This is a genomic window from Dactylosporangium sp. CA-092794, from assembly GCF_050948465.1.
Taxonomy (GTDB): domain Bacteria; phylum Actinomycetota; class Actinomycetes; order Mycobacteriales; family Micromonosporaceae; genus Dactylosporangium.
In genome coordinates this window covers 9,264,606-9,287,596 of the sequence record NZ_CP192044.1, presented here as the reverse complement: position 1 = coordinate 9,287,596, position 22,991 = coordinate 9,264,606, and the positions used below count along the sequence as shown (strand labels likewise).

22 protein-coding genes are annotated in these 22,991 nt (G+C 73.9%); 8 read left to right on the top strand and 14 right to left on the bottom strand.

Features of this window, described 5'->3' with window-relative positions; all coding sequences use genetic code 11:
* Positions 1 to 2 precede the first annotated feature (2 nt).
* Positions 3 to 482, top strand: coding sequence for a flavin reductase family protein (locus ACQPXD_RS39725; RefSeq protein WP_432827404.1), 480 nt, complete (start codon positions 3 to 5; stop codon positions 480 to 482).
* A gap of 166 nt (positions 483 to 648) precedes the next feature.
* On the opposite strand, the gene ACQPXD_RS39720 is transcribed toward ACQPXD_RS39725, so the two are convergent.
* Positions 649 to 852: a helix-turn-helix transcriptional regulator gene (locus ACQPXD_RS39720; protein ID WP_432827402.1), complete on the bottom strand. Its 204-nt coding sequence runs from the start codon at positions 850 to 852 to the stop codon at positions 649 to 651.
* 118 nt (positions 853 to 970) lie between these two features.
* On the opposite strand from ACQPXD_RS39720, the gene ACQPXD_RS39715 reads away from it, so the two are divergent.
* On the top strand, positions 971 to 1,912 hold the full coding sequence (locus tag ACQPXD_RS39715; RefSeq protein ID WP_432827400.1) for a pyridoxal-phosphate dependent enzyme: 942 nt from the start codon (positions 971 to 973) through the stop codon (positions 1,910 to 1,912).
* Here ACQPXD_RS39715 and ACQPXD_RS39710 read toward each other — a convergent pair.
* Genes ACQPXD_RS39710 through ACQPXD_RS39695 form a run of 4 tightly spaced genes read right to left on the bottom strand, consistent with a single transcriptional unit; the run spans position 1,902 to position 6,926 of the window.
* Positions 1,902 to 3,236 (bottom strand): oligosaccharide flippase family protein, encoded by a 1,335-nt coding sequence (locus ACQPXD_RS39710; protein ID WP_432827398.1) that lies wholly within the window; start codon positions 3,234 to 3,236, stop codon positions 1,902 to 1,904. The genes ACQPXD_RS39715 and ACQPXD_RS39710 overlap by 11 nt on opposite strands.
* On the bottom strand, positions 3,211 to 4,212 hold the full coding sequence (locus ACQPXD_RS39705; protein WP_432827394.1) for a sugar transferase: 1,002 nt from the start codon (positions 4,210 to 4,212) through the stop codon (positions 3,211 to 3,213). Before ACQPXD_RS39705 ends, ACQPXD_RS39710 begins: the two co-directional genes overlap by 26 nt.
* Positions 4,213 to 4,237: 25 nt before the next feature.
* A complete protein-coding gene (gene asnB, locus ACQPXD_RS39700) occupies positions 4,238 to 6,130 on the bottom strand; it encodes an asparagine synthase (glutamine-hydrolyzing) (RefSeq protein ID WP_432827392.1) in 1,893 nt (630 codons plus the stop codon).
* 16 nt (positions 6,131 to 6,146) lie between these two features.
* Complete coding sequence (locus tag ACQPXD_RS39695; protein ID WP_432844124.1) at positions 6,147 to 6,926, bottom strand: WecB/TagA/CpsF family glycosyltransferase; 780 nt, start codon at positions 6,924 to 6,926, stop codon at positions 6,147 to 6,149.
* A gap of 317 nt (positions 6,927 to 7,243) precedes the next feature.
* On the opposite strand from ACQPXD_RS39695, the gene ACQPXD_RS39690 reads away from it, so the two are divergent.
* Complete coding sequence (locus ACQPXD_RS39690) at positions 7,244 to 8,353, top strand: LCP family protein (protein ID WP_432827390.1); 1,110 nt, start codon at positions 7,244 to 7,246, stop codon at positions 8,351 to 8,353.
* Positions 8,354 to 8,371: 18 nt separating this feature from the next.
* Here ACQPXD_RS39690 and ACQPXD_RS39685 read toward each other — a convergent pair whose 3' ends face one another.
* From ACQPXD_RS39685 to ACQPXD_RS39670, 4 genes are all read right to left on the bottom strand, one after another.
* On the bottom strand, positions 8,372 to 8,857 hold the full coding sequence (locus ACQPXD_RS39685; RefSeq protein ID WP_432827387.1) for a winged helix-turn-helix transcriptional regulator: 486 nt from the start codon (positions 8,855 to 8,857) through the stop codon (positions 8,372 to 8,374).
* A 26-nt stretch (positions 8,858 to 8,883) separates the two neighbouring features.
* The gene (locus ACQPXD_RS39680) at positions 8,884 to 10,077 is read right to left on the bottom strand and encodes a thiolase family protein (protein WP_432827385.1); all 1,194 of its coding nucleotides are present in this window, start codon (positions 10,075 to 10,077) and stop codon (positions 8,884 to 8,886) included.
* A 286-nt stretch (positions 10,078 to 10,363) separates the two neighbouring features.
* On the bottom strand, positions 10,364 to 12,331 hold the full coding sequence (locus tag ACQPXD_RS39675; RefSeq protein WP_432827383.1) for a galactose-binding domain-containing protein: 1,968 nt from the start codon (positions 12,329 to 12,331) through the stop codon (positions 10,364 to 10,366).
* Between the two features lie 1,152 nt (positions 12,332 to 13,483).
* Positions 13,484 to 14,593 (bottom strand): hypothetical protein, encoded by a 1,110-nt coding sequence (locus tag ACQPXD_RS39670; RefSeq protein ID WP_432827381.1) that lies wholly within the window; start codon positions 14,591 to 14,593, stop codon positions 13,484 to 13,486.
* Positions 14,594 to 14,666: 73 nt separating this feature from the next.
* On the opposite strand from ACQPXD_RS39670, the gene ACQPXD_RS39665 reads away from it, so the two are divergent.
* The 3 genes from ACQPXD_RS39665 to ACQPXD_RS39655 are packed head-to-tail and all read left to right on the top strand — an operon-like array spanning position 14,667 to position 18,238.
* Entirely contained in the window at positions 14,667 to 15,245 is a 579-nt protein-coding gene (locus ACQPXD_RS39665; protein ID WP_432827379.1) for a TetR/AcrR family transcriptional regulator, read from the top strand.
* A 53-nt stretch (positions 15,246 to 15,298) separates the two neighbouring features.
* Positions 15,299 to 16,399, top strand: a complete 1,101-nt coding sequence (locus ACQPXD_RS39660) for a hypothetical protein (protein ID WP_432827377.1) — start codon at positions 15,299 to 15,301, stop codon at positions 16,397 to 16,399.
* Between the two features lie 48 nt (positions 16,400 to 16,447).
* Positions 16,448 to 18,238: an Hsp70 family protein gene (locus tag ACQPXD_RS39655; protein WP_432827375.1), complete on the top strand. Its 1,791-nt coding sequence runs from the start codon at positions 16,448 to 16,450 to the stop codon at positions 18,236 to 18,238.
* Positions 18,239 to 18,242: 4 nt separating this feature from the next.
* Here the strand turns inward: ACQPXD_RS39655 and ACQPXD_RS39650 are convergent, their stop codons facing one another.
* The 3 genes from ACQPXD_RS39650 to ACQPXD_RS39640 form a co-directional block, all read right to left on the bottom strand.
* Complete coding sequence (locus ACQPXD_RS39650) at positions 18,243 to 18,683, bottom strand: TIGR03618 family F420-dependent PPOX class oxidoreductase (RefSeq protein WP_432827373.1); 441 nt, start codon at positions 18,681 to 18,683, stop codon at positions 18,243 to 18,245.
* A gap of 24 nt (positions 18,684 to 18,707) precedes the next feature.
* On the bottom strand, positions 18,708 to 18,956 hold the full coding sequence (locus ACQPXD_RS39645; protein ID WP_432827371.1) for a hypothetical protein: 249 nt from the start codon (positions 18,954 to 18,956) through the stop codon (positions 18,708 to 18,710).
* A gap of 64 nt (positions 18,957 to 19,020) precedes the next feature.
* Entirely contained in the window at positions 19,021 to 19,359 is a 339-nt protein-coding gene (locus ACQPXD_RS39640; RefSeq protein WP_432827369.1) for an Imm51 family immunity protein, read from the bottom strand.
* Positions 19,360 to 19,420: 61 nt separating this feature from the next.
* Between ACQPXD_RS39640 and ACQPXD_RS39635 the strand changes: the two genes are divergently transcribed.
* Positions 19,421 to 20,620, top strand: a complete 1,200-nt coding sequence (locus tag ACQPXD_RS39635) for an MFS transporter (protein WP_432827367.1) — start codon at positions 19,421 to 19,423, stop codon at positions 20,618 to 20,620.
* A 385-nt stretch (positions 20,621 to 21,005) separates the two neighbouring features.
* Here ACQPXD_RS39635 and ACQPXD_RS39630 read toward each other — a convergent pair whose 3' ends face one another.
* Entirely contained in the window at positions 21,006 to 21,668 is a 663-nt protein-coding gene (locus tag ACQPXD_RS39630) for a hypothetical protein (RefSeq protein WP_432827365.1), read from the bottom strand.
* 36 nt (positions 21,669 to 21,704) lie between these two features.
* Complete coding sequence (locus tag ACQPXD_RS39625; protein ID WP_432827363.1) at positions 21,705 to 22,115, bottom strand: DUF2000 family protein; 411 nt, start codon at positions 22,113 to 22,115, stop codon at positions 21,705 to 21,707.
* A 48-nt stretch (positions 22,116 to 22,163) separates the two neighbouring features.
* Between ACQPXD_RS39625 and ACQPXD_RS39620 the strand changes: the two genes are divergently transcribed.
* Complete coding sequence (locus tag ACQPXD_RS39620; RefSeq protein ID WP_432827361.1) at positions 22,164 to 22,961, top strand: AraC family transcriptional regulator; 798 nt, start codon at positions 22,164 to 22,166, stop codon at positions 22,959 to 22,961.
* The last annotated feature ends 30 nt before the right edge of the window (positions 22,962 to 22,991 follow it).

The window sequence follows — 22,991 nt, the reverse complement described above, 5'->3', positions numbered from 1 at the left end:
GCATGCCTGCCACCATCGACGCCGACCTGTTCCGCAGCCTGCTGCGCCGGCACGCGGCCGGGGTCGTCGTGATCACCGCCCCCGGCCCCACCCGCCCGGCGGGCTTCACGGCCACCTCGTTCACGTCGGTCTCGCTGGCCCCGCCGCTGGTGTCGTTCTGCCTGGACCGCCGCTCGTCGAGCTGGCCCGCGCTGGAGACGGCCGAGCACGTCGGCGTGCACGTGCTGACGGAGGCCCAGGAGGAGGTGGCCCGCCGCTTCGCCACGAGCGGCATCGACCGCTTCGCCGCGCCCCTCAACTGGAGCGCGGGCCCGCACGCGGTCCCCATGCTCGACGGCGTCCTGGCGGTGCTGGTCTGCCGGGTCGCCGAGCGCGTCCACGCCGGCGACCACGCGATCGTGCTGGCCGAGCCGATCCACGGCGAGCACTCCGACGGCGCCCCGCTGCTCTACCACAACGGCCGCTACCTGAAGGCCGCGTAATCCGGCCAGTTCAGCCCGGTGCCGGATGCCCCCGGGCGCAACCGCCGATCTGCGCGGCCGGGCCGGCCGTATGTCTCCGTGATCATGCTGCCTGCGGTGTCCGCACCGCGGGTTTGCCATGATCCCGGAGACTTTCGGTACACGGGGGTACATCGCCACTCCACGATCATGAAAAACCCTTGGTGTCGACGCCCGGTTGCGCATGATCACGGAGACTTCCGGTCGCTGCGCTGCGCTGCGAAAGAGATCGCCGGCTGTCGCCCGCCAGCGCGCCGATGGTGTCCAGGGTGGGGTTGCCGTGACCGGCTTCGAGCCTGGACAGGGTCGCTCGCGCCACCCCGGATGCGCGAGCGAGGTCGGCCGCGCTCATCGCTCGTTCCTCGCGGAGTCGACGCAACCGCTGACCGAGGGCCGCTTGCAAGTTGGGACCAGCCATGTGTCTACTATACCGAACGAGCTGTTCGGCAAAGTGGCACCTGGGAGGATCGATGGACGCCCTCGAAGCCAACTGTGGCGTGATCCCCACGGATGAGGACCTGGCCCAGGCCCACGCCCGCCTGCGCGGACGCGTCCGGCGCACCCCGATCCTGCACGTCGACGGCCGAGATGTGGGAGCCGACGGCGCGCTGACGTTGAAGCTGGAGCAGCTGCAGCACACTGGCTCGTTCAAGGCCCGGGGCGCGCTGAACGCCGTGCTGACCATGCCCGGTGCGGCGACCTCCGTCACCGCGGCCTCCGGCGGAAACCACGCAGTGGCGGTCGCCTGGGCGGCCCGCCGAGCCGGCGTTCATGCCACGATCTTCGTGCCCTCCTTCTCACCGCAGGTCAAACAGGACGCCATCCGTCGGCACGGCGCGGACCTGCACCTCGTCGACGGCTTTTACGCCGACGCCCTCGATGCCAGCCAGCGGTACGCCGCCGACCACGACGCGGTCCACATCGACGCCTACGACCAGGTCGCCACCGTCGCGGGGCAGTCAACCGTCGGCGCTGAGCTGGCCGACCAGATCCCTCCCGGTGATGTCGTCATCGTCAGCTGCGGCGGTGGCGGCCTCTTCGCCGGTGTCTGCCTCGCCCTACGCGGCCGCAACACCGTCCTCGCCGCGGAACCCGAAACCGCACCCTCGCTCGCTGCGGCGATCGCCGCGGGCCGGCCGGTCGACATCGACATCGACCGCACCGGAGTTGCCGTCGACAGCCTCGGCGCCCGCCGGGCCGGCGCCATCGCCACCGCCGTCGCACTGGACCAGCGCTCCCGCGTCCTCCTCGCTCCTGACCGGGCGATCCGCCACGCACAACACCAGCTGTGGGACAGCCTCCGCCTCGCCGTCGAACCGGGCGGCGCCACCGCCCTCGCCGCCGCCCTCCAGCACGCCCGCGACCTGTCCGGGCACGGCGTCACCGTGCTCATCAGCGGCGCTAACGCATAGCGGTCGTAGCCGGGACGGGGGCGGCGACCGGCCGGGTCAACCGGCGCAGGGCGCGGATGTAGAGGATCACCATGCAGGCCAGGCCGGTGGTGGAGCCGGTGAGCAGGCCCCAGGCGGCGCCGTGGAGGCCGCCGTAGTCGGCGCCGAGGGTGAGGCCGCTGATGGAGACGACGGCGAAGACGACGTATTGGATGAAGAGCATGCGGGCGCGGTGCATGCCGCGCATGGCGGCGGTGAAGGGGACCTGGAGGAGGTAGACGGCGCCCTGCAGGGCGATGGGCAGGGCGAGGGGGGCGGCTTCGGCGAATTTGTGGGTGTGGACCAGGGCGAAGGAGACGGCTGGCCAGACGATGAGGACCATGAGCGCGCCGAGGATGGTGAAGGCGGTGGCGAGTTGGCGGGTCTGGCGGCGCAGGGTGTGGGCGGCGGCGGCGCCGTCGGGGCCGGGTTTGGCGGCTTGGGCGGCGTTGCGGGAGGCGCGGGGGACGAGCAGGCTCTGGATGGCGGTGATCAGGTTCTGTACGGGTTGGAGCTGGACGGTCTGCACGAAGCGGAGGTTGCCGAGGTCGATCTTGGATAGTCGGCCGGCGACGACGAAGCTGATGGCGAGGACCTGGACCTGGGCGACGATGGCGGTGATGGTGAACCAGCTGGAGAGGTGGCGGGTTTCGGTGAGCCATGCTCGGGGGCTGCCGTGCCAGGGCAGGCGGTGTTCGCGCAGGAGGTAGACGGTGATGCCGGCGATGGCGCCGAAGCCCCAGACGGTGAGCAGGGCGCCGGCGCTGGAGTGGTGGGTGGTGATCATGATGGCGACGAGGACGGCTTGGGTGCCGGCCCAGACGAGGTCGATGCCGAGGGCTTTGTCGGGGCGGCGGTCGGCGAGGTAGTCGCAGCGGGCGGTGTCGTGCAGCATGATCGGGATCATGAACGGGGCGAGCCAGATGAGTTGGCGCAGGTCGATCTCGCCGCGGCTGGGGTAGAGGGCCCAGAGCGCGATGAACACGACGGTGGCGACCAGGCCGGAGCACAGTGCGGTGGTCAGCCCGTTGCGGGCCAGCCGGGCGCGGGGCTCGCCGTCGTAGCGGGAGGCGAGTGCGAGCAGCACGTCCCCGACGGCGGCCCGGTTGAGGTACATGGCGAAGTAGCCGACGGCGAGGGCGAGGGCGAGCGCGCCGAAGTGTTCTTTGGACAGCAGGATGCCGCCCAGGAGGGTGTTCGCCGAGTTGGCGGCGGCGATGACCACCTGGTCGAGCAGGCCGGCCCCGACGAAACGGGAAGCGCCGCCCAGCCCGTCGTGCTCAGGCGTCCTGGGCTTGACCGGCATGCTCGACCACTCCCGCCAACGGTCCGTCGGTCCGGCTCGCCGGCACCGCCGGGCTGGGCACGACGAGCGCCGGCTCGTCGTAGTGCCGCTCGCCGCGGACCGTGCTCAGCACCGCGCGGACGAGCAGCCGCAGGTCGAGCCGCACGCTCTGGTGCTCGATGTAGGCGAGGTCCTTCACCAGCCGCTCCGGCGGCGGCATGTGGAACTTCTCGATCTGCGCGATGCAGGCGATGCCGGGGCGCACGGTGTGCCGTTCGGCGTAGCCGCCGACCGTCTCGAGGTGGGTGCGGACGAGCACGGTGCGCAGCGGCCGCGGCCCGACCAGGCTCATCGAGCCGCTGAGCACGTTGATCAGCTCGGGGAGCTCGTCGAGGTGCCAGCGTCGCAGCCGGCGGCCGACCCGTAGCGTGCGCGGATCGCCGGCGGGCGACACGACCGGCCCGGTCAGCCGCTCGGCGCCGTACTGCATGCTGCGGAACTTGAACTGCCGGAACGTGCGGCCGCCGCGGCCCACCGAGTTCTTGGTGAAGAAGATCGGCCCCGGCTCCTCGAACCAGATGAGCAGCCCGATGATCGGCCACAGCGGCAGCGTGAGCGCCAGGCCGGCGAGGGCGCCGACAACGTCCAGCGCCCGCTTGCCGCGCGGCTCCGGGCGCACGGCGTAGGCGGTGTGGTACCGCAGGACCGCGTGCTGGACGGCGGGCGACGGCGGCGCGTTGTCCTCCACGATCCCCGCGGTGGCGCCGCTGAGCACGATCCCGCAGGCGAACGACCCGGTGGTGAGGATCATCGCGGCCCGGGCCGGCACGTCGTAGCCCAGGCGCAGCCAGATCCACGGCGCGGCGAGCAGCGCCGCGATGACGACGAACGAGATCCGGCAGGCCCAGGCGCGCACCGGCGGCGGGACGGAGGAGGTGAGGACGACGGCGGGCAGGAATGCCAGGAACAGCGGAATGAGCAGCACCCAGTGTCTCACGGGGCCTCGTACCTCCAAGCCGTCGTCATCGGTAGGCCTTCTCCTGCTCGGCCCACATGGTGAACAGCAGCAGGATCCAGATCTCGCGGGCGTGTTCGGCGGCGCCGCCGAGGTGGCGCTCGACCATCTCGTTCACCGCGTCGAAGCGCAGGTAGCCCTGCCGTTGCAGGACGTCGCGGCCCAGGTACTCGCGGACCAGCGGCCGGAACGGGCCGCGCAGCCAGCGCGGCAGCGGGGCGTTGAAGCCTTGCTTGCTCATGGCGAGCGTCTGCGGCGGCAGCAGGCCCGCCATCGCCCGGCGCAGCAGCCACTTCGGCTGCCGGCCCGGGAGCTTCAGCCGGCCCGGCAGGGAGAAGGCGAACTCGAGCAGCGGCGTGGCCAGCAGCGGTACCCGTACCTCCAGCGAGTGCGCCATGCTCACCCGGTCGACCTTCGCCAGCACGTCGTCGGGCAGGTAGACGTGCGCGTCGGTGTATTGGAACCGGGTCAGCCGGTCGAAGCCGGCGCCGTCGTCGTAGTGCGCCTCGTGCGTGTCGTAGCTGTCGCTGCCGTACAACTCGGCGAGCACGTCCTGGCGCAGCAGCCGCGCCTTGTGCGCCTCCCGGAAGACGACCCGCCACAGGTAGTGGCTGCGGCCGGGCTCGTCGGCGGCGTTGTCGAGGAACCGGCGCGCCTTGAAGTCGAAGCTCGCCCGGGCGCTGGAGCGCGGCAGGAACCGCAGCAGGCCCGGCACGATTCCGGCCGTCACCGCGCGCGGCAGGTGGCGGTAGTAGCGGGCCAGCTCGTCGGCCCGGTAGGTGAGGTAGCCGGCGAAGAGCTCGTCCCCGCCGTCACCGCTCAGCGCCACCGTCACGTCCCGGCGGGCGAGCCGGCACAGGTAGTAGGTGGGCACCGCCGACGGGTCGGCGAACGGCTCGTCGTAGGCGGGCAGGATGCCGTCCGCGACGTCGTGCGCCACCGGTTCGACCAGCAGTTCGGTGTGGTCCGTGCGGAACCGGCGGGCGACGAGGGCGGCCGCGCCGCGTTCGTCGTAGGACCGGTCGACGAAGCCCACCGAGAACGTCTTCAGCGTGGCGTCGGGCAGGGCGCGGCGGGCGGCGGCGACGACGGTGGCGGAGTCCATGCCGCCGCTGAGGAAGAACCCCAGCGGTACGTCGGCCGCCAGCTGCTCGCGGACCGAGTCGGCGACGAGGTCGCGCAGGATCGCGCCGGCGCGGTCGGCGGTGAGATCGTGCCGCTGCGGCACGGCGGCGAGCGACCAGTAGCGCCGCAGCGTGCACCGGCCGTCCTGCCAGACCAGCGTCGTGCCCGGCGGGAGCTTGCGGACCTCCCGGTACATCGTGCGGGGCGCGGGCACGTACATCAGCGACAGGTAGGCGCTGAACGCGTGCAGGTCCGGCGTCCGGTCCGGGATCGCGCACAGCACCGCCTTGATCTCCGAGCCGAACACGAGGCCGCCGGCGCGCTCGGCGTAGTGCAGCGGCTTCACGCCGACCCGGTCGCGGCACAGGACCAGGCGGTCGTGGGCGGCGTCGTGCAGCGCGATGGCGAACATGCCCTCCAGGTGCCGGGCGAAGTCCGGGCCGTACTCCTCGTACAGGTGCGGGATCACCTCGGCGTCGCTGCCGGAGGCGAAGGTGTGGCCGCGCGCGGCGAGCAGCCGGCGAAGCTGCCGATGGTTGTAGATCTCGCCGTTGAGCACCGCGTGCACGGTGCCGTCCTCGGAGCGCACCGGCTGCCGGCCGTGCGCCACGTCGATGACCGCGAGCCGCCGCACCGCGAGGCCGGCGGTGGCGGTGATGAAGAAGCCCTCCTCGTCGGGCCCCCGGTGCGTGAGGCTGCGGCACATGGCGCGCAGCCGCTCCTCGTCCACGGCTTGCGCGCCGCCCGTCGCCACGACGCCGGCGATTCCGCACATGTACCCTCCCCCGCGTTCAGACCGGTGCGGGTTCGACCGGGCGGTGCGAGGGTGCGGGCACGGACGGCTCCCACAGTCCCACCTTCTGCGCCGAGAGCCGCACCAGATACCGGGGGCCGAGGACGAGGTACCGCCGCCACAACCGCCGCGGCTCCAGGACCAGCCGCCACAGCCAGGCCAGGCCGCCGCGCTGCATCCACCGCGGCGCATAGCTCAGCAGCCCGGCGTGATAGTCGAAGGCGGCGCCGACCGCGAGCAGCGGCATGGCGAGCAGCGGCCGCATCGCGTGGACGAACGACTCCTGCCGCGGGCAGCCCAGGCCGACCAGGACCAGCCGGGCCCCGGAGGCGTCGATGCGCTTGGCGATGCGGGCGTACTCGCCCGGCTCGGCGTCGCGGAACCGTGACGGCTCGGCGCCGGCGATCCGTAGCGCGGGCACCGTGCGGGTCAGCGTGGTGACCAGCCGGCCGACGGTACGCGCGGTGGAGCCGTAGAGGTACACCGGCAGCTGCTGCTCGGCCGCGCGGCGCAGGACCCGCAGGGTCAGTTCCGGCCCGCTCACCCACTCGCGCAGCCGGGCCTCGTGCAGCAGGTTCAGCGCCCACCGCACCGGCTGGCCGTCCGGGACCACCATGTCGAAGGCATTGAGCCGCGCGTTGTGCCGCCGATCCGAGACACCGGTCATCAGACCGTGCACGGCCAGGGCGGTCAGGATGAACGGGCGCCGCTGCTCGGCGGCCGCGATTACCCTCGCGACCGTCGCGTCGTAGTCGACCACGTCGACCAGCACTCCCATGACGCTGCGTTTGCCCGCGTCGACCAACGCTCTTCCTTTCCTCGGCTGCGGAATGTCGAGCGCGCCTGTACCCCTCCGGTTCCCGATAAACACGGCGCGCCGGGCGAGCGGAGGTGGCTTGGCGGAGTGGTCGGGCAGGTGAGCCGTCGATCGTCACGACCTCGGCGGCGACGGCCGGGGACCGCCCGCCACCTGCGGTATCACCTGCCGGACGGCCGTGGGGCAGGTCCGGAGTTCCTATGCTGGCAAGGTCAACCAGACGCCGACTCCCGGCGCGCGCCCGTTCGCGGCCCGGATCGAGGACAGTGGAGACGCTTATGGGCGACCCAATTCCCGACCGCCGCCTGCCCCGCCTGCTCATCGTGCTCGGCGTGCTGCTCATGCTGGTCAGCGCCGCCGGGATCACCGGGAGCCGGGTCCTGCTGCACCGCTACACCGGGTCGATCGACCAGCAACCCCTGCTCGGCGACGCGGCGGCGCCGCACGTCAGCATCGACGGGCCGCTGAACCTGCTCCTGGTCGGCATCGACGAGCGCGACGACGACCCGGACGGCGAGCACAACGCCGACTCGATCATGATCGCGCACATACCGGCGAGCCACGACGCCGCCTACCTGGTCTCGGTGCCCAGGGACTCCTACGTGTCGATCCCGGCCTTTTCGAAGAGCGGGTTCGACGGCGGCTGGGACAAGATCAATGCGGCGTTCCCCGACGGCTACCGCAACGGCACCGGCCGGGCGGGCGGGTTCGAGCTGCTGGCGCTGACGATCGAGCGGCTGACCGGGATCTCGTTCAACGGCGGCGCGATCGTCGACTTCGCCGGGTTCAAGTCGCTGGTGGCGGCGCTGGGCGGGGTGGACATGTGCGTGGACGAGAAGACCGTCTCCGTCCACATCGGACACGACGCGCGCGGGCAGTACCGGATGCCCTACGACATGACCGACGCCGGCCCGATTCCCGTCCCTGGCGTCACCCCGCAGGTCTACGAACCCGGTTGCCAGCATCTGGCCGACTGGCAGGCCCTGGACTACGTGCGGCAGCGCGAGCTGCTCCCGGACGGGGACTACGGGCGGCAGCGGCACCAGCAGCAGTTCCTCAAGGCGGTGCTGAAGCAGGCCACCGGCAGCGGCGTCCTCACCAATCCCGCCAAGCTCGACCAGGTACTGCGCGCCGCCGGTCAGGCGATGACGTTCGACGGCGGCGGGCTGTCCGTCCCCGACTGGCTCTTCGCGCTGCGCGACGTCCGCTCCGGCGCCGTGACCATGCTCAAGACCAACGGCGGGACCTTCAACTCCGAGATGATCAACGGCAAGGCCACGGAGATCCTCAGCGATACCAGCCTGCAGCTGTTCGCGGCGGTACGCGAGGACACCGTGCCTTCGTTCGTCGTGGCCCACCCCGACTGGGTGTCCAACGACGACGCCTGACCGCCGGCCGCTGCGCGACTACCGCCGGTGCGCCTCGATCAGCCCCGGACCGGCGTGGGCCTCGAGCTCGCCCGGCCCGACGTCGTGGCCGTGGTCGCACACCAGCCGCGCGTGGACGGGCGCCCCGCAGCCCCGGTGGACCGATTGCACCGGCGGCCCCTCGGGGCCGGCCGCCCAGGCGTCGCCCCAGTCGCGCAGTGCGGTGATGATCGGGAGCAGGGCCCGGCCCTTCCCGGTCAGCCGGTACTCGTACCGCGTGCGCTGCCCGGCCTCCCGGTACGGCACGCGCTCCAGCAGCCCGTCGGCGGTCAGCTCCCGCAGCCGGGCGGCGACCGCCGGCTCGCCGATGCCCGCCCGCCGGGCGAAGTCGTCGAACCGGCGGGCGCCGAGGAACGCCTCGCGGAGCACGAGGATCGCCGAGCGCGTGCCGATGAGCTCGAACGCGCGCGCGATCGAGCAGTTCTCCATCGACCAGGCGTCCCGATCCTGGAGCAGGTTCTTCATGCCGCGAACCTACCGATCCGGGCGGCTCAGCCGTCGAGCCGCTCGATGATGGTGGCGTTGGCCGTGCCGCCGGCCTCGCACATGGTCTGCAGGCCGTACCGGCCGCCGGTGCGCTCCAGCACGCCCAGCAGGGTGGTGGCCAGGCGGGCGCCGCTCGCGCCGAGCGGGTGGCCGACGGCGATGGCGCCGCCGTGGACGTTGACCCGCGCCGGGTCGGCGCCGGTCTCCGCCAGCCAGGACAGCACGACCGACGCGAACGCCTCGTTGACCTCGAACGCGTCGATGTCGGCGAGGCTCAGCCCGGCGCGGGCGAGCACCTTGGCGGTGGCCGGGATGATGCCGGTCAGCATGTAGATCGGGTCGTCGCCCACGACGGTCGCGGTGTGGATGCGCGCCCGGGGCCGCCAGCCCCGCCGCCGGGCGGTCTCGCTCGTGGTGAGCAGCAGCGCGGCGGAGCCGTCGTTGAGCGGGCTGGAGTTGCCGGCCGTCACCTTCCAGTCGAGCTCGCCGAAGCGGCGGGTCCAGTGCTCGGCGGCGAACGCCACCGGCAGGCCGGCGAGCCGCTCGACGCTGGTGTCCGGGCGGATCGTCTCGTCCCGGGCCAGCTCGGCGCCGGGCACCGGGGCCACCTCGGCGTCGAACCAGCCGGCCCGCCACGCCTCGGCGGCCCGGTGGTGACTGGTGGCGGCGAACTCGTCGAGCTGGGCGCGGGACAGGGCCCACTTGCGGGCGATCAGCTCGGCGCTGACGCCCTGCGGGACGAGGCCGCCGGGGTAGCGGGCGGCGACCGACGGGCCGGCCACGTCGGCCCGGACCCCGCCGACGAGCGCGCTGCTGCCGATCGGCACCCGGCTCATGGACTCGATCCCCGAGGCGATCACGATGTCGTACGCCCCGGCGACCAGCCCCTGCGCGGCGAAGCTGAGCGCCTGCTGGCTGCTGCCGCACTGCCGGTCGACGGTCACGCCGGGCACCGACTCCGGCAGCCCGGCGGCCAGCGCGGCGAGCCGGGTGGTGTTGGTGCTCTGCTCGCCGACCTGCCCGACCGCCCCGCCGATCACGTCGTCGACCTCGGCCGGGTCGAGCCCCGGCACCCGGGCCACCAGGCTGCGCAGCGCGTGTGCGTGCAGGTCCACCGGATGGATATCCGCGTAGCCGCCGCCCGCCTTGCCCTTGGCCACGGGGGTGCGTACCGCCTCGACAATGACCGCGTCTCGCATGAGTGCCTCCTCGCAGAGCTGACTTTCCTCTACCGAAGTTAGCTCGCGGGTGGCGCCTTTACCAGGGGGACGGCGGGCGGAGCAGGCCGGTCTGGGTGCGCCGGCTGACACCCGCACTACTGCGATCGCAGGAGTCGCGCGGCGGGTGGCGACCGGACGCCTGGTCGCCACCCGCCTTCGGGGGTCGGTGTCGCTCCCGGGCTCGTCGGCGTCGGGCCCGGGCACTCGCCCCATCCGCGCGCCGGCCTTCGGCGGCGGCCGGCGCGCGGACGTCACATCGCGGCGCTCAGCCGTTGTAGACGCGGAACTCCGAGACCTGGCCGGCCGGCCAGCCCGTGTTGGCGGTGAAGGTCAGCCGCAGGTAGCGGAACGTGGCCGTGGCCGGGAACGTGATGGTCGCGGTGTTGCCGGTCGCCGGGTTGAAGGTGTACCCGGCCGAGCCCACGATCGTGTTGCCGGGCCCGCCGTCGTTGCTGCCGTTCACCGACAGCGTCTGGGTGCGGGTGGCCCACGAGGACTGCGGCGGCAGCGTCAGCACGATCCGCTTGGTCGCCGTCACCGAGCCCAGGTCGACCTGGATCCACTGCGGCCACGCGTTGTTGGCGCTCTCCCAGTAGGTGCCGGTGTTGCCGTCGACCGCGTTGGCGCTGCCGTACACCTGCGTGTGACTGCTCTCGGCGGTCGGGCGCCCGGCGGCCAGGTTGGTGGTGTTGTTCGGCGGCGCGGCCGTCGTCACGCTGACGGCGTTGGAGGCGCCCGAGGCGTTGCCGGCCGCGTCGTAGGCGGCGACCGTGAACGTGTACGCGGTCGAGGCCGTCAGGCCGGTCACGGTGAAGGCCAGCGTCGTGGTCGTACCGACAACCGTGCTGGAGGATCCGGAGACCCTGGACACCCGATAGCCCGCCACGCCCACGTTGTCCGTGGACGCGTTCCACGCGAGCGCGACGGTCGTGTCGGTGGTGCCGGTGACCCGCAGGCTGCCCGGGACCGAGGGCGCGGTCTGGTCCGGCCCGGTCGGGAACGGCACCGTGAACCGGGTCTCGGTGAGCGCGACCTGCCCCTTGAGCATCCGCCCGCCGTCGTTGGTCAGCCGCAGGTAGTAGTCCGACGAGCACGGCGTGCCGTCCTCGTCCAGCGCCCGCATGCCCGAGTTGGTGGGCTGCCAGGCGGCGCTCTCGGCGGTCTTGGCGATCTGGTTGCCCTCGTTGAACTCGTCGAACATCGAGATGTACACGCTCTGCACGCCCGCGCGGGTGTGGTTGTAGAACTGCCGCCACATGAGCTCGCCGTGGCGGCGGTGGCCGGCGGCCAGGTCGCCCGGGATCACGCACGGCTGGTAGTCGATGCCCCGCGGGTTGAGGTCGGCGAGGTCGGGCAGGACGCGGTTGGTGTAGAACCAGTCGGCGCCGGCGTTGTCGGAGATGCGCCCGACCATCCACGGCGAGATCATGTTGAAGGCGTGGTACACGTCGATGAACCCGGCCCGCGAGTCGTCCGTGCCCAGCCGCCAGTGCGTCGGCACCCCGCCGATCAGATAGACGCCCTGCCCCTTGAACCAGTTGATCACGTCCAGGCAGGCGTCCGGCGCGAACGGCCGCCCCGGGTCGCTGAACCCGAAGCCCCAGATGCACACGACCGGTTTGCCGTTCTGCCGGGCGTACGCCGGGGAAGCCGTATGCGCCGACATCTTGCCGGTCCAGTCGGTCTTGATCTCCGACTGCATGTTGGTCCAGTTCGTGACGTCGTACATGACGTAGAACTTGCGGCCGGTCGCCTCCGCGGACTGCCGCACCTTCTGCGCCATCGCGTCGCGGGTCGCCCCCTCGCCCCCGTTGGGGTTGAAGCGCTGCAGCGCGGCCGTGTCGCACCCGTTCTGCTGCATCCAGCGGAAGTGCGTGTCGACGGTCTGCTGGTCGTAGGAGGAGAACAGGTTCGCCGGCTGGCCGTTGCCGAGGTTGGCGAAGTTGCTGCGGTACCCCTGGGTGAAGTCGCGCACGTCGGGCCAGCAGGTGATGCTGCACGCCCCCGGCGCCGGGGCCTGGGACCAGTTCGGGCTGTAGTGCCACCAGCCGTTGATCGGCGCACCGTCCCCGATGCAGGCGAACCAGCCCTGGTAGCCGACGGTCACCTTGCCGACGACGTCACCGGGCGGACTGACGGCGAACGCCGCTTCGGTGGCGGCGCCGAGCGGCAGCGCACCGGCGGCGGCCCCGGCGAGTGAGGTGGCGATGACGGAGCGGCGGGAAACTCCCATGTGGACTCCTCGGGTGTCGCCCCCAGACTTTTCCCCGCGCCCGCTCCGCCCGTCCCGGTTGGCGGTTGGGGGACCGGCGGCGTGGTCGCGATGGGATCCGGATCGGGGGCATGGCGGGGGCAACGGGCCGGGCGGTGGCCCGCACACCGGCACTGAGCAGCCCACGCGTGGAGGACGCGCGGTTGGCGGCGCTGACCATGTCGGCTTCTGGCTCGGAATCCTGCCAGCAGGCGCGCTCTTAGCGCAATACTTCGATGTGTCGCCCGCAACTTTGCGACAAACTTCTGTCGCAATGGCCGTTTGTCCCCCGACCCGCCGCTCGCCCCCGCCGTGACCGCGCTTGTGTCGGGGTGCCTGTGCCGGGGCGGCTGGACGGTCGGCGGGCATCGCGGCGGCCGCTGCTTCGGCCGGCACATCGACACCCGCCGGGCCGGGCGGATAAGCCGGACGGATAAGTCACGACACCTCCGGCGTCATGACTTATCCGATTTTTCGCCTGACGGGGCATAAATCCGTTATGGGTGGCGCGGAAGCAGTCAAAACTCTCCGTGATCATGCTCAACCCGCTGGTCGCGCCGGGCGTTTATCATGATCGCGGAGAGATAATGTACCCATAGGTACAGTTTTGTTCCGCGATCACGGAAAAGCGCGGTTTCGGAGCGGGCGCGTGCATGATCGTGGAGAGTTTCTGCGCCTGGCGGCGCGGACCAAGCGCGGTGCGAGGCCGGGCGCGGCGGAGTGCGGAGCGCGGCGGGGCGCGCCGGGCGCGGAGCTAGGCGCGGCGGGCGGCGCGAGGCGGTCGCGGAGGGGCGCCGCGGGGCGAGGCGCCGCGGGGCGAGGCGGGGCGGGGCGGGGCGGGGCGCGAGGCCGGCGGCGCGGGGCCGGGCGGGGCGGCGGCGCGGGGCCGGGCGGGGCGGCGGCGCGGGGCCGGGCGGCCGGGCGGCCGGGCCGGGCGGCCGGGCGGGGAGCGAGGCCGGCGGGGACGGGACGGGGCGGGGCTACAGGCGGCGGGGGAGGGCGAAGTAGGGCATCACGGCTGCGTCGATGAAGCGGGTGAACGCGCTCACGCGGTCCTCCGCCATAGTCAGTACCAGCAGGCCGTGGCCGTGGGCGACCGGGTCGCCGTCGTCGCGGCGCTGGTGGGCGCAGGGGTCAGCCGCGGGTGGACGGTGCGTGGTGGTCGTCGATGAGGAACTCGGCGCCGGCGGCCTCGGCCAGGGCCGGGCCGAACAGGGCGCCCGGGGTGAACGCGCCCGGGCGGCCCTCGCCGCGGGCCAGCCGCAGCGCCACTTCGGCGGTGACCGCGGCGGTGAAGTCCATCCCGTCACCGGCCCGCAGCCACCCCTCGCGGACCTCGCCGGAGGCCCACTCGGCCCGCGCGTGCGCCCACGAGTAGGCCCGCGGCCGCTCCTGGGCCCGGGTCCGCACGGCCGCGATCCGCCGGGTGGCGAAGCGGCCCACCGCGGGCACCCGCAGCAGCGTCGCGAGGACCGGCAGCGCGAGCCGGAGCGTCGCGCTCGCCGGCGCCGCGTTGGAGGCCGCGAGCACGTCCGCGGCGCCCGAGGCCCGCCACGCGGCCAGCAGTTCGCCGCTGGCGCCGCCGCCGGTGCTGACCGTGTCGCCGCCGGGCGTGGTGAGCCGGGTGGGGCTCGCGCCGAGCGGGCTGCGCACCAGGCGGCCGTGGCGCACCTCGCGGCCGCCGTACGACAAAACCTCGACGATCGTGGCGGCCAGCGCGGCGCCGAGGAAGCCGGGCTCGGAGGCGACGGAGGCGATCGCGTCGGCGCGCACCCGGGCGGCGGGCGGGCGGTCCTGGCACAGGCGAAGCACCACGCTCTCGGTGCCCAGCACCCCGAAGCCCGCGCCGGTGACCAGCGTCTGCCCGGCCGCGACCGCCTGCGCGTGCCGGTCGAGCGTGTACTCGGCGGCGGCCATCTCGTTGGAGACGTCGACGTAGTGGGTGCCGGGCGGGCACGCGGGGATGACCTCGGCGGCGGTGGTGGCGAACGGCCCGACAGTGTTGACCACCACGGCCGGCCGCGCCCCGGCCAGCCGGGCGAGGGCCCCGGCGAGCGGGCCGGCCACCAACCCGGGTGCGCCGTCCAGCCCGGCGGCCGTCGCCTCGAGCCGCCCGCGGTCGCGCCCCACGAGCGTCAGCGGTACCCCCTGCGCGTGCAGGCGGGCGGCGATCGCGCCGCCGGTCCGGCCGGTCGCGCCCAGCACCCATACGTCGTTGCCCATCGTCCCGATCCCCTCGCTCACGGTGCGCCATGACATTGCGTGTCATCACCATAGCGCATGACGACATGCGATGTCATCACCTAAGATGGAGCCGATGAGCAGATGGGAGCCGAACGCACGGGAGCGGCTGGAGCGCGCGGCCGTGGAGCTGTTCGTCGAGCAGGGCTTCGCGGAGACGACCGTGCCGCAGATCACGGCCCGGGCCGGGCTCACCACCCGCACGTTTTTCCGGCACTTCGCGGACAAGCGCGAGGTGCTGTTCGCCGCGGACGAGGAGATCCCCGACTTCGCCGAGCAGTTCCTGGCCGAGGCCCCGCCGGCGCTCGGCCCGATGGCGGTGATCGCCGAGGGGCTGGAGAAGGTCGCGGCGGCCCGCTTCGAGGGCCGGCTGGACTACCTGCGGACCCGCCGCGCGGTGATCCAGGCCGACGAGGGCCTGCGCGAGCGCGAGCTGCGCAAGCTCTCCGCCCTGGCCGAGGCGATGCAGCGCGGCTTCCGCCGCCGCGGCCTGGACGACCTCGCCGCGATGCTGGCCGCCCAGCTGGCCGCGACCGTCCTCAGCGTCACCATCACCCGCTGGCTCGACCAGGACGGCGCCGACCAGCCGCTGTCCGCCCTGGTCCGCGACACCCTGCGCGCCCTGCGCTCCCTCGCCGCCGACCCGTCCGCCTGACGTCCTGCCCCGGCGACGGGCGGCCGGACGCGCCGGGGCGCTACGGTCGGCGGGTGAGGTGGGGAACCGGGTCGGTGCGGGCCTCGCGGCTGTCGCTGGTGGCGGCGCTGGTCGTGGGCGGCTGGCTGGTCGTGGTCGGGCCGGCCGAGGCGCGCGCCCCGGCGCCGGCCGTGCGGGCCGTGCCGCTGCGCCAGGCGTGGCCGGCCGCCCGGATCGCCGACAGCCCGGGCCGGCTCGCCGACGGGGCCGACTACCTGCCGGTGCTGTACCTCGACCCGCAGACCTCGCTGGGCACCGCCGCGACGCCGGACGGTGCCGCGCGGCGCCTGGTGCTGCGCGGGCCCGGCGGCGAGCGCGAGCTGCGCCGGGTCGACGCGAGGCAATTTCCGCAGTTCTTCGGCTTCACCCGGGCCGGCGACGCCGTCTACTGGGCCGAGTCCACCACCACGGTCGGCGGGCCGGTCGAGACGCGCCTGTTCCGGGCGCCGCTCGACGGGCCGGCCACGCAGATCCTCGCGCCCGCCGACGCCGGCGCGGCCACGTTCTTCGGGACGCAGGACGACCTGGTCGTCGCCGACGGCCGGGTGTACTGGGCGGCCTCCGCCGGCGCCGCGACCGAGATCCGGTCCGTCCCGGTCGCGGGCGGGCCGGTGACGGTCCGGCGGGTGGAGGGGGAGTACCGGCTCTCGGCCTGGCCCTGGCTGCGCACCGTGCCCGGCGCGAAGGGCGCACTGCAGCTGCTCGACCTGCGGACCGGCGCCAGGGTCAGCGTCCCGGCGTCCGCGGCGGAGCAGCTGGTCTGCGGGCCGGTGTGGTGCCGGTCGGTGGTGACCACAGGCTCCGACCAGGCCACGATCTACGAGCTGGTCCGCACCGACGGCAGTGACCGCCGGCGGGTCGGCGACTCGTGGGTGAGCGCGGCCGTCCCCGACGTGGCGCTGCTCGACCGGTTCGAGCCGCTGCTGCAGATCGCCGACCCGGCCGCCCCCGCCTCGCCGCGGCGCCTCGTGCTCTACGACCTCCGGCGCGACTCGCTCATCACGATCGCCGAGGACGTCGGCGGCGTCATGGCCGGGCAGAGCCTGCTGTGGTGGAAGACCGGCACCGGCCCGGGGGCGGCCTGGCACAGCCTGGATCTGTCCACGCTGGACTGACGGGGCTGGGCCGATCGGGCGGGCCGGCGAGTGGGTAGGCTTCGATGCGTGGCGGAGACGGCGGTGCGGCTCGGCATCGACTTCGGTACGTTCACCACCGTCGCGGTGCTCGCGGCGGGCGACGGGGAGCCGCAGCTGCTGCTCTTCGACGGCTCGCCGCTGCTGCGCTCGGCGGTCTGCGCCGACCCGACCGGGCATCTGGTCGTCGGCCGCGACGCGTTGCATCTGGCGGCGGCCAATCCGGCCGGCTTCGAGCCCCACCCCAAGCGCTGTGTCGACGAGGGTACCGTGCTGCTCGCCGGCGCCCAGTTCGAAGTCGAGGCGCTGTTCGCCGCCGTGCTGGACCGGGTCGTCGAGGAGGCGACCCGGGTGGCCGGCGCCCCGCCCACACAGACCGTCGTCACCTGCCCCGCCGGATGGGGCGCCGAGCGGCGCGCGGTGCTGCGGCGCGCCCTGCCGCCGGGCGCGGTCCTCGTCCCGGAGCCGGTGGCGGCCGCCTTCGCGTTCGCCCGCCGGGCCGGCGTGCAGGTCCCGGAGGGCGGGGTCGCGCTGGTCTACGATCTCGGCGCCGGCACGTTCGACGCGTCGCTGGTCCGGCGCGGCGGTAGCGGCTTCACGGTCCTCGCCACCGGCGGGCTCACCGACACCGGCGGGCTCGACATCGACGCGGCGCTGGTGGGGTACCTGGCGAGGGCCGTGCCGCGGGGCGAGGCCTGGGAGCGGCTCACCAACCCGGGCGACGCGGCCGGTCAACGGCTGCGCCGGCAGCTGTGGGACAACGTCCGCACCGCCAAGGAGATGCTGTCCCGCTCGGCCACGACGCTGATCCACCTGCCGCTGCTCGACCAGGAGGAGCCGCTCGGCCGGGAGCAGCTGGAGCGGGTGGCCGCGCCGATGCTCGAGCGCACGGTCGCGGCCTGCCGCGAGGTCCTCAACGCGGGCCGGGTCGAGCCCGGGGACCTGTCCGCCGTGTTCCTCGTCGGCGGGGCCAGCCGGATGCCGGCGATCGCGACCGCCCTGCACCGGGCCCTCGGCGTGGAGCCGTCCATTGTGGACCAGCCGGAGCTGGCGGTGGCGATGGGCAGCCTGCCCGCCGCCGCGCAGGCCGGGTCCACTGAGCCCACCGGGTCCAGCGAGTCCGCCGAGTCCACCGGGTCGGCGGAGCCGGCCGTCGAGATACCGCACGACGCTCTCGCGGCTCCGGCCCCCGGTTCGGTGCGCGGTCGCCGCGGTCGCGCACTCGTCATCGCGGCGGCGGCCGCCGCCGTCCTGGCCGTGACCGCCGCGGTGGTGTTCGCGACCCGCCCGGACACCGGCTCCGAGGCGATCGGGGCGGAGGGCGGCCGGTCCGGCACGCCGTCGGCCGCCCCGCCCCCTTCGCCGTCGGCCGCCGCGTCGCCCAGCCTGTCGCCCGGCATCGATGCGTGCCTGCTCGGCACCTGGCGGCTGGTGAGCAGCCAGACGAACGGCATCCTCGACAACACCAAGGTCCAGTACACCAACGGCGCCGGCGTCATCCGGGCCTTCCGGGAGGACGGCGCCTTCACCACCGACTACGGCCGGTCGGCGCCCATCGAGACGGACTTCCGCGGCGCGCACTGGACGGTGCAGTTCAGCGGCGCCGTCGACGGCCGGTACTTCACGAAGGACGGGAAGATCTCGTGGACCGGCCTGCAGCCCAACGGCACCTCCGTGCTGTACCGCAACGGCAAGGAGCAGGCCCGGGAGAAGATCAGGCCGTTCCTCGAGGACGAGAACTACGTCTGCCAGCGCGACCGCTACGGCGCGTCCAGCACCCTCGGCAACTACAGCGAAGAGTGGGCGCGGGTCGCCGGCTGACGGGTCAGTTGGCGCCGAACCGCTCGGGCTCCACGAGGATGGCCACGCGGCCCTCGGCGGCCATCGCCCGGTCGTACTCGTCCAGGTCGGGATGCTCGCCGCCGGCCGCGTGGTAGATCTCGCGCAGCAGCAGGCGCAGCGCCTCGGGGTCGGTGTTGTCCGGGCCCAGCACCGCGGCCGTGCCGCTCACCGAGATCCACTCCCAGCCGGCCCGGAACACCAGCGTCGCCCGCGGCCGGTGCCGCAGGTTCACCAGGCGCGCCGTGCCGGCGCGGGAGACGATCCCGAGCACCGGCCGCCCGTCGCCGGGGTGCGGCAGGATGCCGGCGTTGACCACGGACGTGGACGGCTCGCCGTCCGCCCGCACGGTGACGACGACCGCGAGCCAGTGCTCACGGGAAGCCAGCTCGGCGACGCGCCGCAGCCCGTCCTCGGTGGAGACCATGCCGCCGAGCATATGCGGCGGTCGTCAGCTCCGGGCCGCGGTGGGTTCCAGGCGCGCCGCCGGGTCGGGCCCGGGTGCGGCCGGGCGGCGGGCCGGGAGCAGCGCCGCGGCGGGCAGGGCGAGGGCGGCGACGACCGCGAGGGCCAGCACGGCCGGGCGGAAGCCGGCGAGGAACGACGCCGGCGAGGCGTACCCGCCCCAGTGGGCGAAGACGGCGGCCGCGGTCGCGACGCCGAAGCTGCTGCCGAGCTCCACCATGGCCGAGGTGGGCATATCCGGGCAGGGGCGAACCTCTCCGTGATCATGCAACTCCCGCTGGCGCACGGCGGGTTCGCGGTCAGTCGTCGAACTCGAAGCCGCTCTCGTCGGCGTAGGCGACGAGCGCGCGCATGCGGGACGGGTCGGTCGCCGCGGTCCGCATGAGGTCGGACAGGGCGGCGAGCGCGGGGCGGTCCGGGCCGTCGGCCACGAACGTGCCGGCCTCCGAGTCGAACTCGAAGCGCCCGTCGAGCTGCGGCGCCTCGGTGTCGATCAGCAGCTGGGCGATGCCCTCCCAGAAGTATCCGTTCGGCTCGTGACCGAGCTCCGCGATCGTGTCGTCCACCCCGGTGCTGCCGGCGACCAGGATCAGGGAGTGCTTGCCGGGGGTCGTCTCCACCAGGCGAATCGGGTCCATGGGCACAGTCTCGCAGCAGTGGGGGGCCGACGCGGGCGGATGCCGAGGGGTACGGTGCGGTGTGCCAGTCGAGACCCGCCGGGCGCGCGTCGCCGGATGCCTGCTGTTCCTGCTCTTCGGCACGGCGCTCGGGGCCTGGACGGCGCGGGTGCCGGCGATCAAGCACGGCCTGGGCCTCGACGACGCCCGGCTCAGCATCGCCCTGCTCGGCCTCGCCGCGGGCGCCATCACCGGGCAGCTCGTCGCCGGCCGCCTCGTCGACCGGTTCGGCAGCGTGCGGGTCGCCGTGCCGACCGCATTGGCCGAGGGGGTACTGCTGCTGCCGACCGCCTACGCGCCGTCGCTCGCGCTGCTCACCACCGCCCTGCTGGTCTTCGGCGTGAACCACGGCGTGCTCAACGTGTCCATGAACGCCAACGCGCTCGGGGTCCAGCGGGCGTACGGCCGACCGATCATCTCCTCGTTCCACGCCGTCTACAGCATCGGCGGCTTCGCCGGCGCCGCCCTCGGCGGGCTGTGCGCGCAGCTGGGCTGGTCGCCCCGCGGCACGTTCCTGCTCGTGTGCGGGCTGACCACGGCGCTGGCCCTGTGGGCCCTGGCCTGGCTCGCCCCCGAGCCGCCGGCCGGGCCGGCCACCGCCGCCGATCCCCGCGGCACCCGGCTCGACGGCGTGCTCGTCCTGGGCGGGCTCGCCTTCTGTGCCCTCGTGGGCGAGGGCGCCGCCGCCGACTGGAGCGCGGTGTACCTCCGCGACAACCTCGGCGGCACGTCCGGCTTCGCGGCGGCCGGGTATGCCGCCTTCGCGATCGCGATGACCGCCGGCCGGCTCGTCGGCGACCGGCTCACCGCCCTGCTCGGCCCCGTCCGGCTGGTGCGCGCCGGTGGCCTGCTCGCGGCCGCCGGCCTGGGCGCCGCGCTGCTCGTGGACAACCGGTGGGCCGGGGTCGCCGGCTTCGCCTGCCTCGGCGCCGGGCTGTCGTGCGTGGCGCCGCAGGTGTTCTCCGCCGCGACCGCGCGCAACCCGGCCCGGCCGGCGCGGGCCCTGTCGGTGGCCGTGAGCATGGGATACGCGGGGTTCCTCGCCGGGCCGGTGCTGATCGGGGCGGCGACCCGGGCGGTACCGCTCCCGGCCGCCCTCGCCATCCCGGCCCTGCTCGCGCTGCTGGTCGCCGGCTCCGCCTCGGCCGTGCGCGTCCGCGCCGCCGCGCCCGACCCGCCGGCCGAGGCGGCGATCGACGAATCGGAACGAGGTTCCGTATAGTTCGGAACAAGGTTCCGTTTGTTGTGGAGGAGTACACCCAACATGAGCGAATCTCCGGTCCTCTCGGTCGGCCCGCTCGTGCCGCGTCCGCGAACGTCCGTCCGGCCGCATTCGCGACGTCCGCCCGCCGCGTCGCCCGGCGGCGGAGCCGATCACCGCCGCGCCCCATCGGCGGGCATCGTTGGCCCAGCCTGCGGCGGCCGCCCGAGGTGAACCACCACGATCCGGCGCTGCCCCTCGTGCACGCCGGCGGACGCGACCGTCGATGCGGGTGGGCTGGGGCGAACGGATGTCTCCGTGATCATGCATGTCGCCGTGGCCGCACCGCGGGTTTGCCATGATCGTGGAGACATTTGGTACACAGGGGTACATCTTCGCTCCGTGATCATGAAAAACCGATGGTGTCGATGGTGGTCGGGCATGATCGCGGAGACTTCCGGTCGCTGAGGGTGTGCGGTGACAAGTCCAGCGGCGTCAGGCCCTCGGCCGGGCCGGCCGGGCGCTCGGCGGCCTCGCGCAGCAGCGTGCGGAGGGCGGCCGGGTCCATCGCCAGGCCGGAGATGAGCAGCACGAGATGGGTCGGCGCGCCGGCGCGGCAGATGATGGCGGCGCGGACTGGCCATTCGGTGGCGAGGTTCGAGGGCCGGCGGCGGTACTCTTCCGCCACCGCCTCCGGGTCGGCGCCCTCGATAACTTCGGCCTCCAGCGTGCCCGAAGCGAAGACCTCCTGCTCCGGGGCGGCGCTCTCGAGGACCTCAGCCTCCAGCGTGCCCGAAGCGTCCGGAGCGGCGCCACCGAGGACCGCGGCATCGCCGGGTGGGACGTGCAGGCGGGTCCGCAACGTGACGTACCGCCGCAGACAAAATCGCAGCTCGTCGGCGAGGTCGTCGATCGTGGTGCCCGTCGGCACGGCCCGCGCGCCGCCCAGCGGCAGCCAGTGCCCGAGCCGGCGCACGGCCTGCCAGCGCTTGAGCTGACCCCAGGACAGCGGGCCGCGGCCGGCTCCCTCGCCCTCGAACGTTATGACGACGCGGGTGGGCGCGTCCATGTGCGCTCCTCGACTCGGGCGGGCATCCGCCGGAATCTAACCATGCAGGCGGGCGCCCTTGAGGATCTTGTCGACGGCGTTCTTCGGGCCGTGCACGGCGAGGCCGGCCAGGCGCAGCTCGGCCCTGGGCACGGCGCGCACGGCGGCCCGGTTGTCCTCGTCGTTGCCGGTCTTGAACAGCTCCTCGGTGAAGATCGCGCAGGCGACGCCGCGGTCGACGGCCCGGCCGTGCGCCGCGGTCAGGGTGTCGGCGTCGCCCTCGAACACGAGCACCGGCTGGCCGAGCATCGGCAGGTAGCGCGTGCCGTCCGCGTCCGCGTAGTCCGCGCCGAGCAGCTCCGGCGCGGTGCCGGCGATGCCGCTGACCACGAACGCGGTCACGTTGAGCCGCTGCCAGACGGCCAGGTCCGCGCGCAGCAGCACGGCGATCTTGGTGGGGAAGGTCATGCACCGACCATGCGCCCGCCGCCGCGCCGGGGATTGTACGTTCAACACATGGCGTCCGAGCTGGTCACGGCCTGGCGCCCGCGGGTGCCGGGCGTCGCCGAGGTGTTCCACGCGCACTTCGTCGAGCACGCCTACCCGCTGCACGTCCACGACGCCTGGACCCTGATCATCCTCGACGACGGCGCGATCCGCTTCGACCTGGACCGCCACCATCGTGGCGCGGCGGGCGCGGCCAGCGTGACGATCCTGCCGCCCAACGTGCCGCACGACGGCCGCGCCGCGACGCACCACGGGTTTCGCAAGCGGGTGGTGTACCTCGAGCCGGCCGTCCTGCCGGAGGTGCTGGCCGGCGCCGCGGTGGACCGCCCCGAGTTCGACGACCCGCTGCTGCGCCGCCGCATCCACCGCCTGCACCAGGCCCTGGACCGGCCCGGCGACGAGCTGGAGGCGGAGAGCCGGCTGGCGCTGATCCGGGGGCGCCTGCGCGAGCACCTCGACCGGCACTTCGTGGACGCCGCGGCGCCGGGCTCCCGCCGCCTCGCCGACGGGCTGCGCCAGCTGCTGGACGCGCGGACCGCGGAGGGCATCACCCTGCGCGAGGCGGGCGCCCTGCTGGGCAGCCACCCGGGCCACCTGGTCCGCGCCTTCACCGCGACGTTCGGCCTGCCGCCGCACCGGTACCTCACCAGCCGCCGCATCGAGCGCGCCCGCCGGCTGCTGCTGGCCGGACTGCGCCCGGCCGACGTGGCCGCCGAGGTGGGCTTCCACGATCAGGCCCACCTGCACCGGCACTTCAAGCGGCACGTCGGGGTGACCCCGGGCGCCTACGCCGCCGCGGCGCGTTAGGGGTGTGCCGGGCCGGGTAGGGCTCGCGCG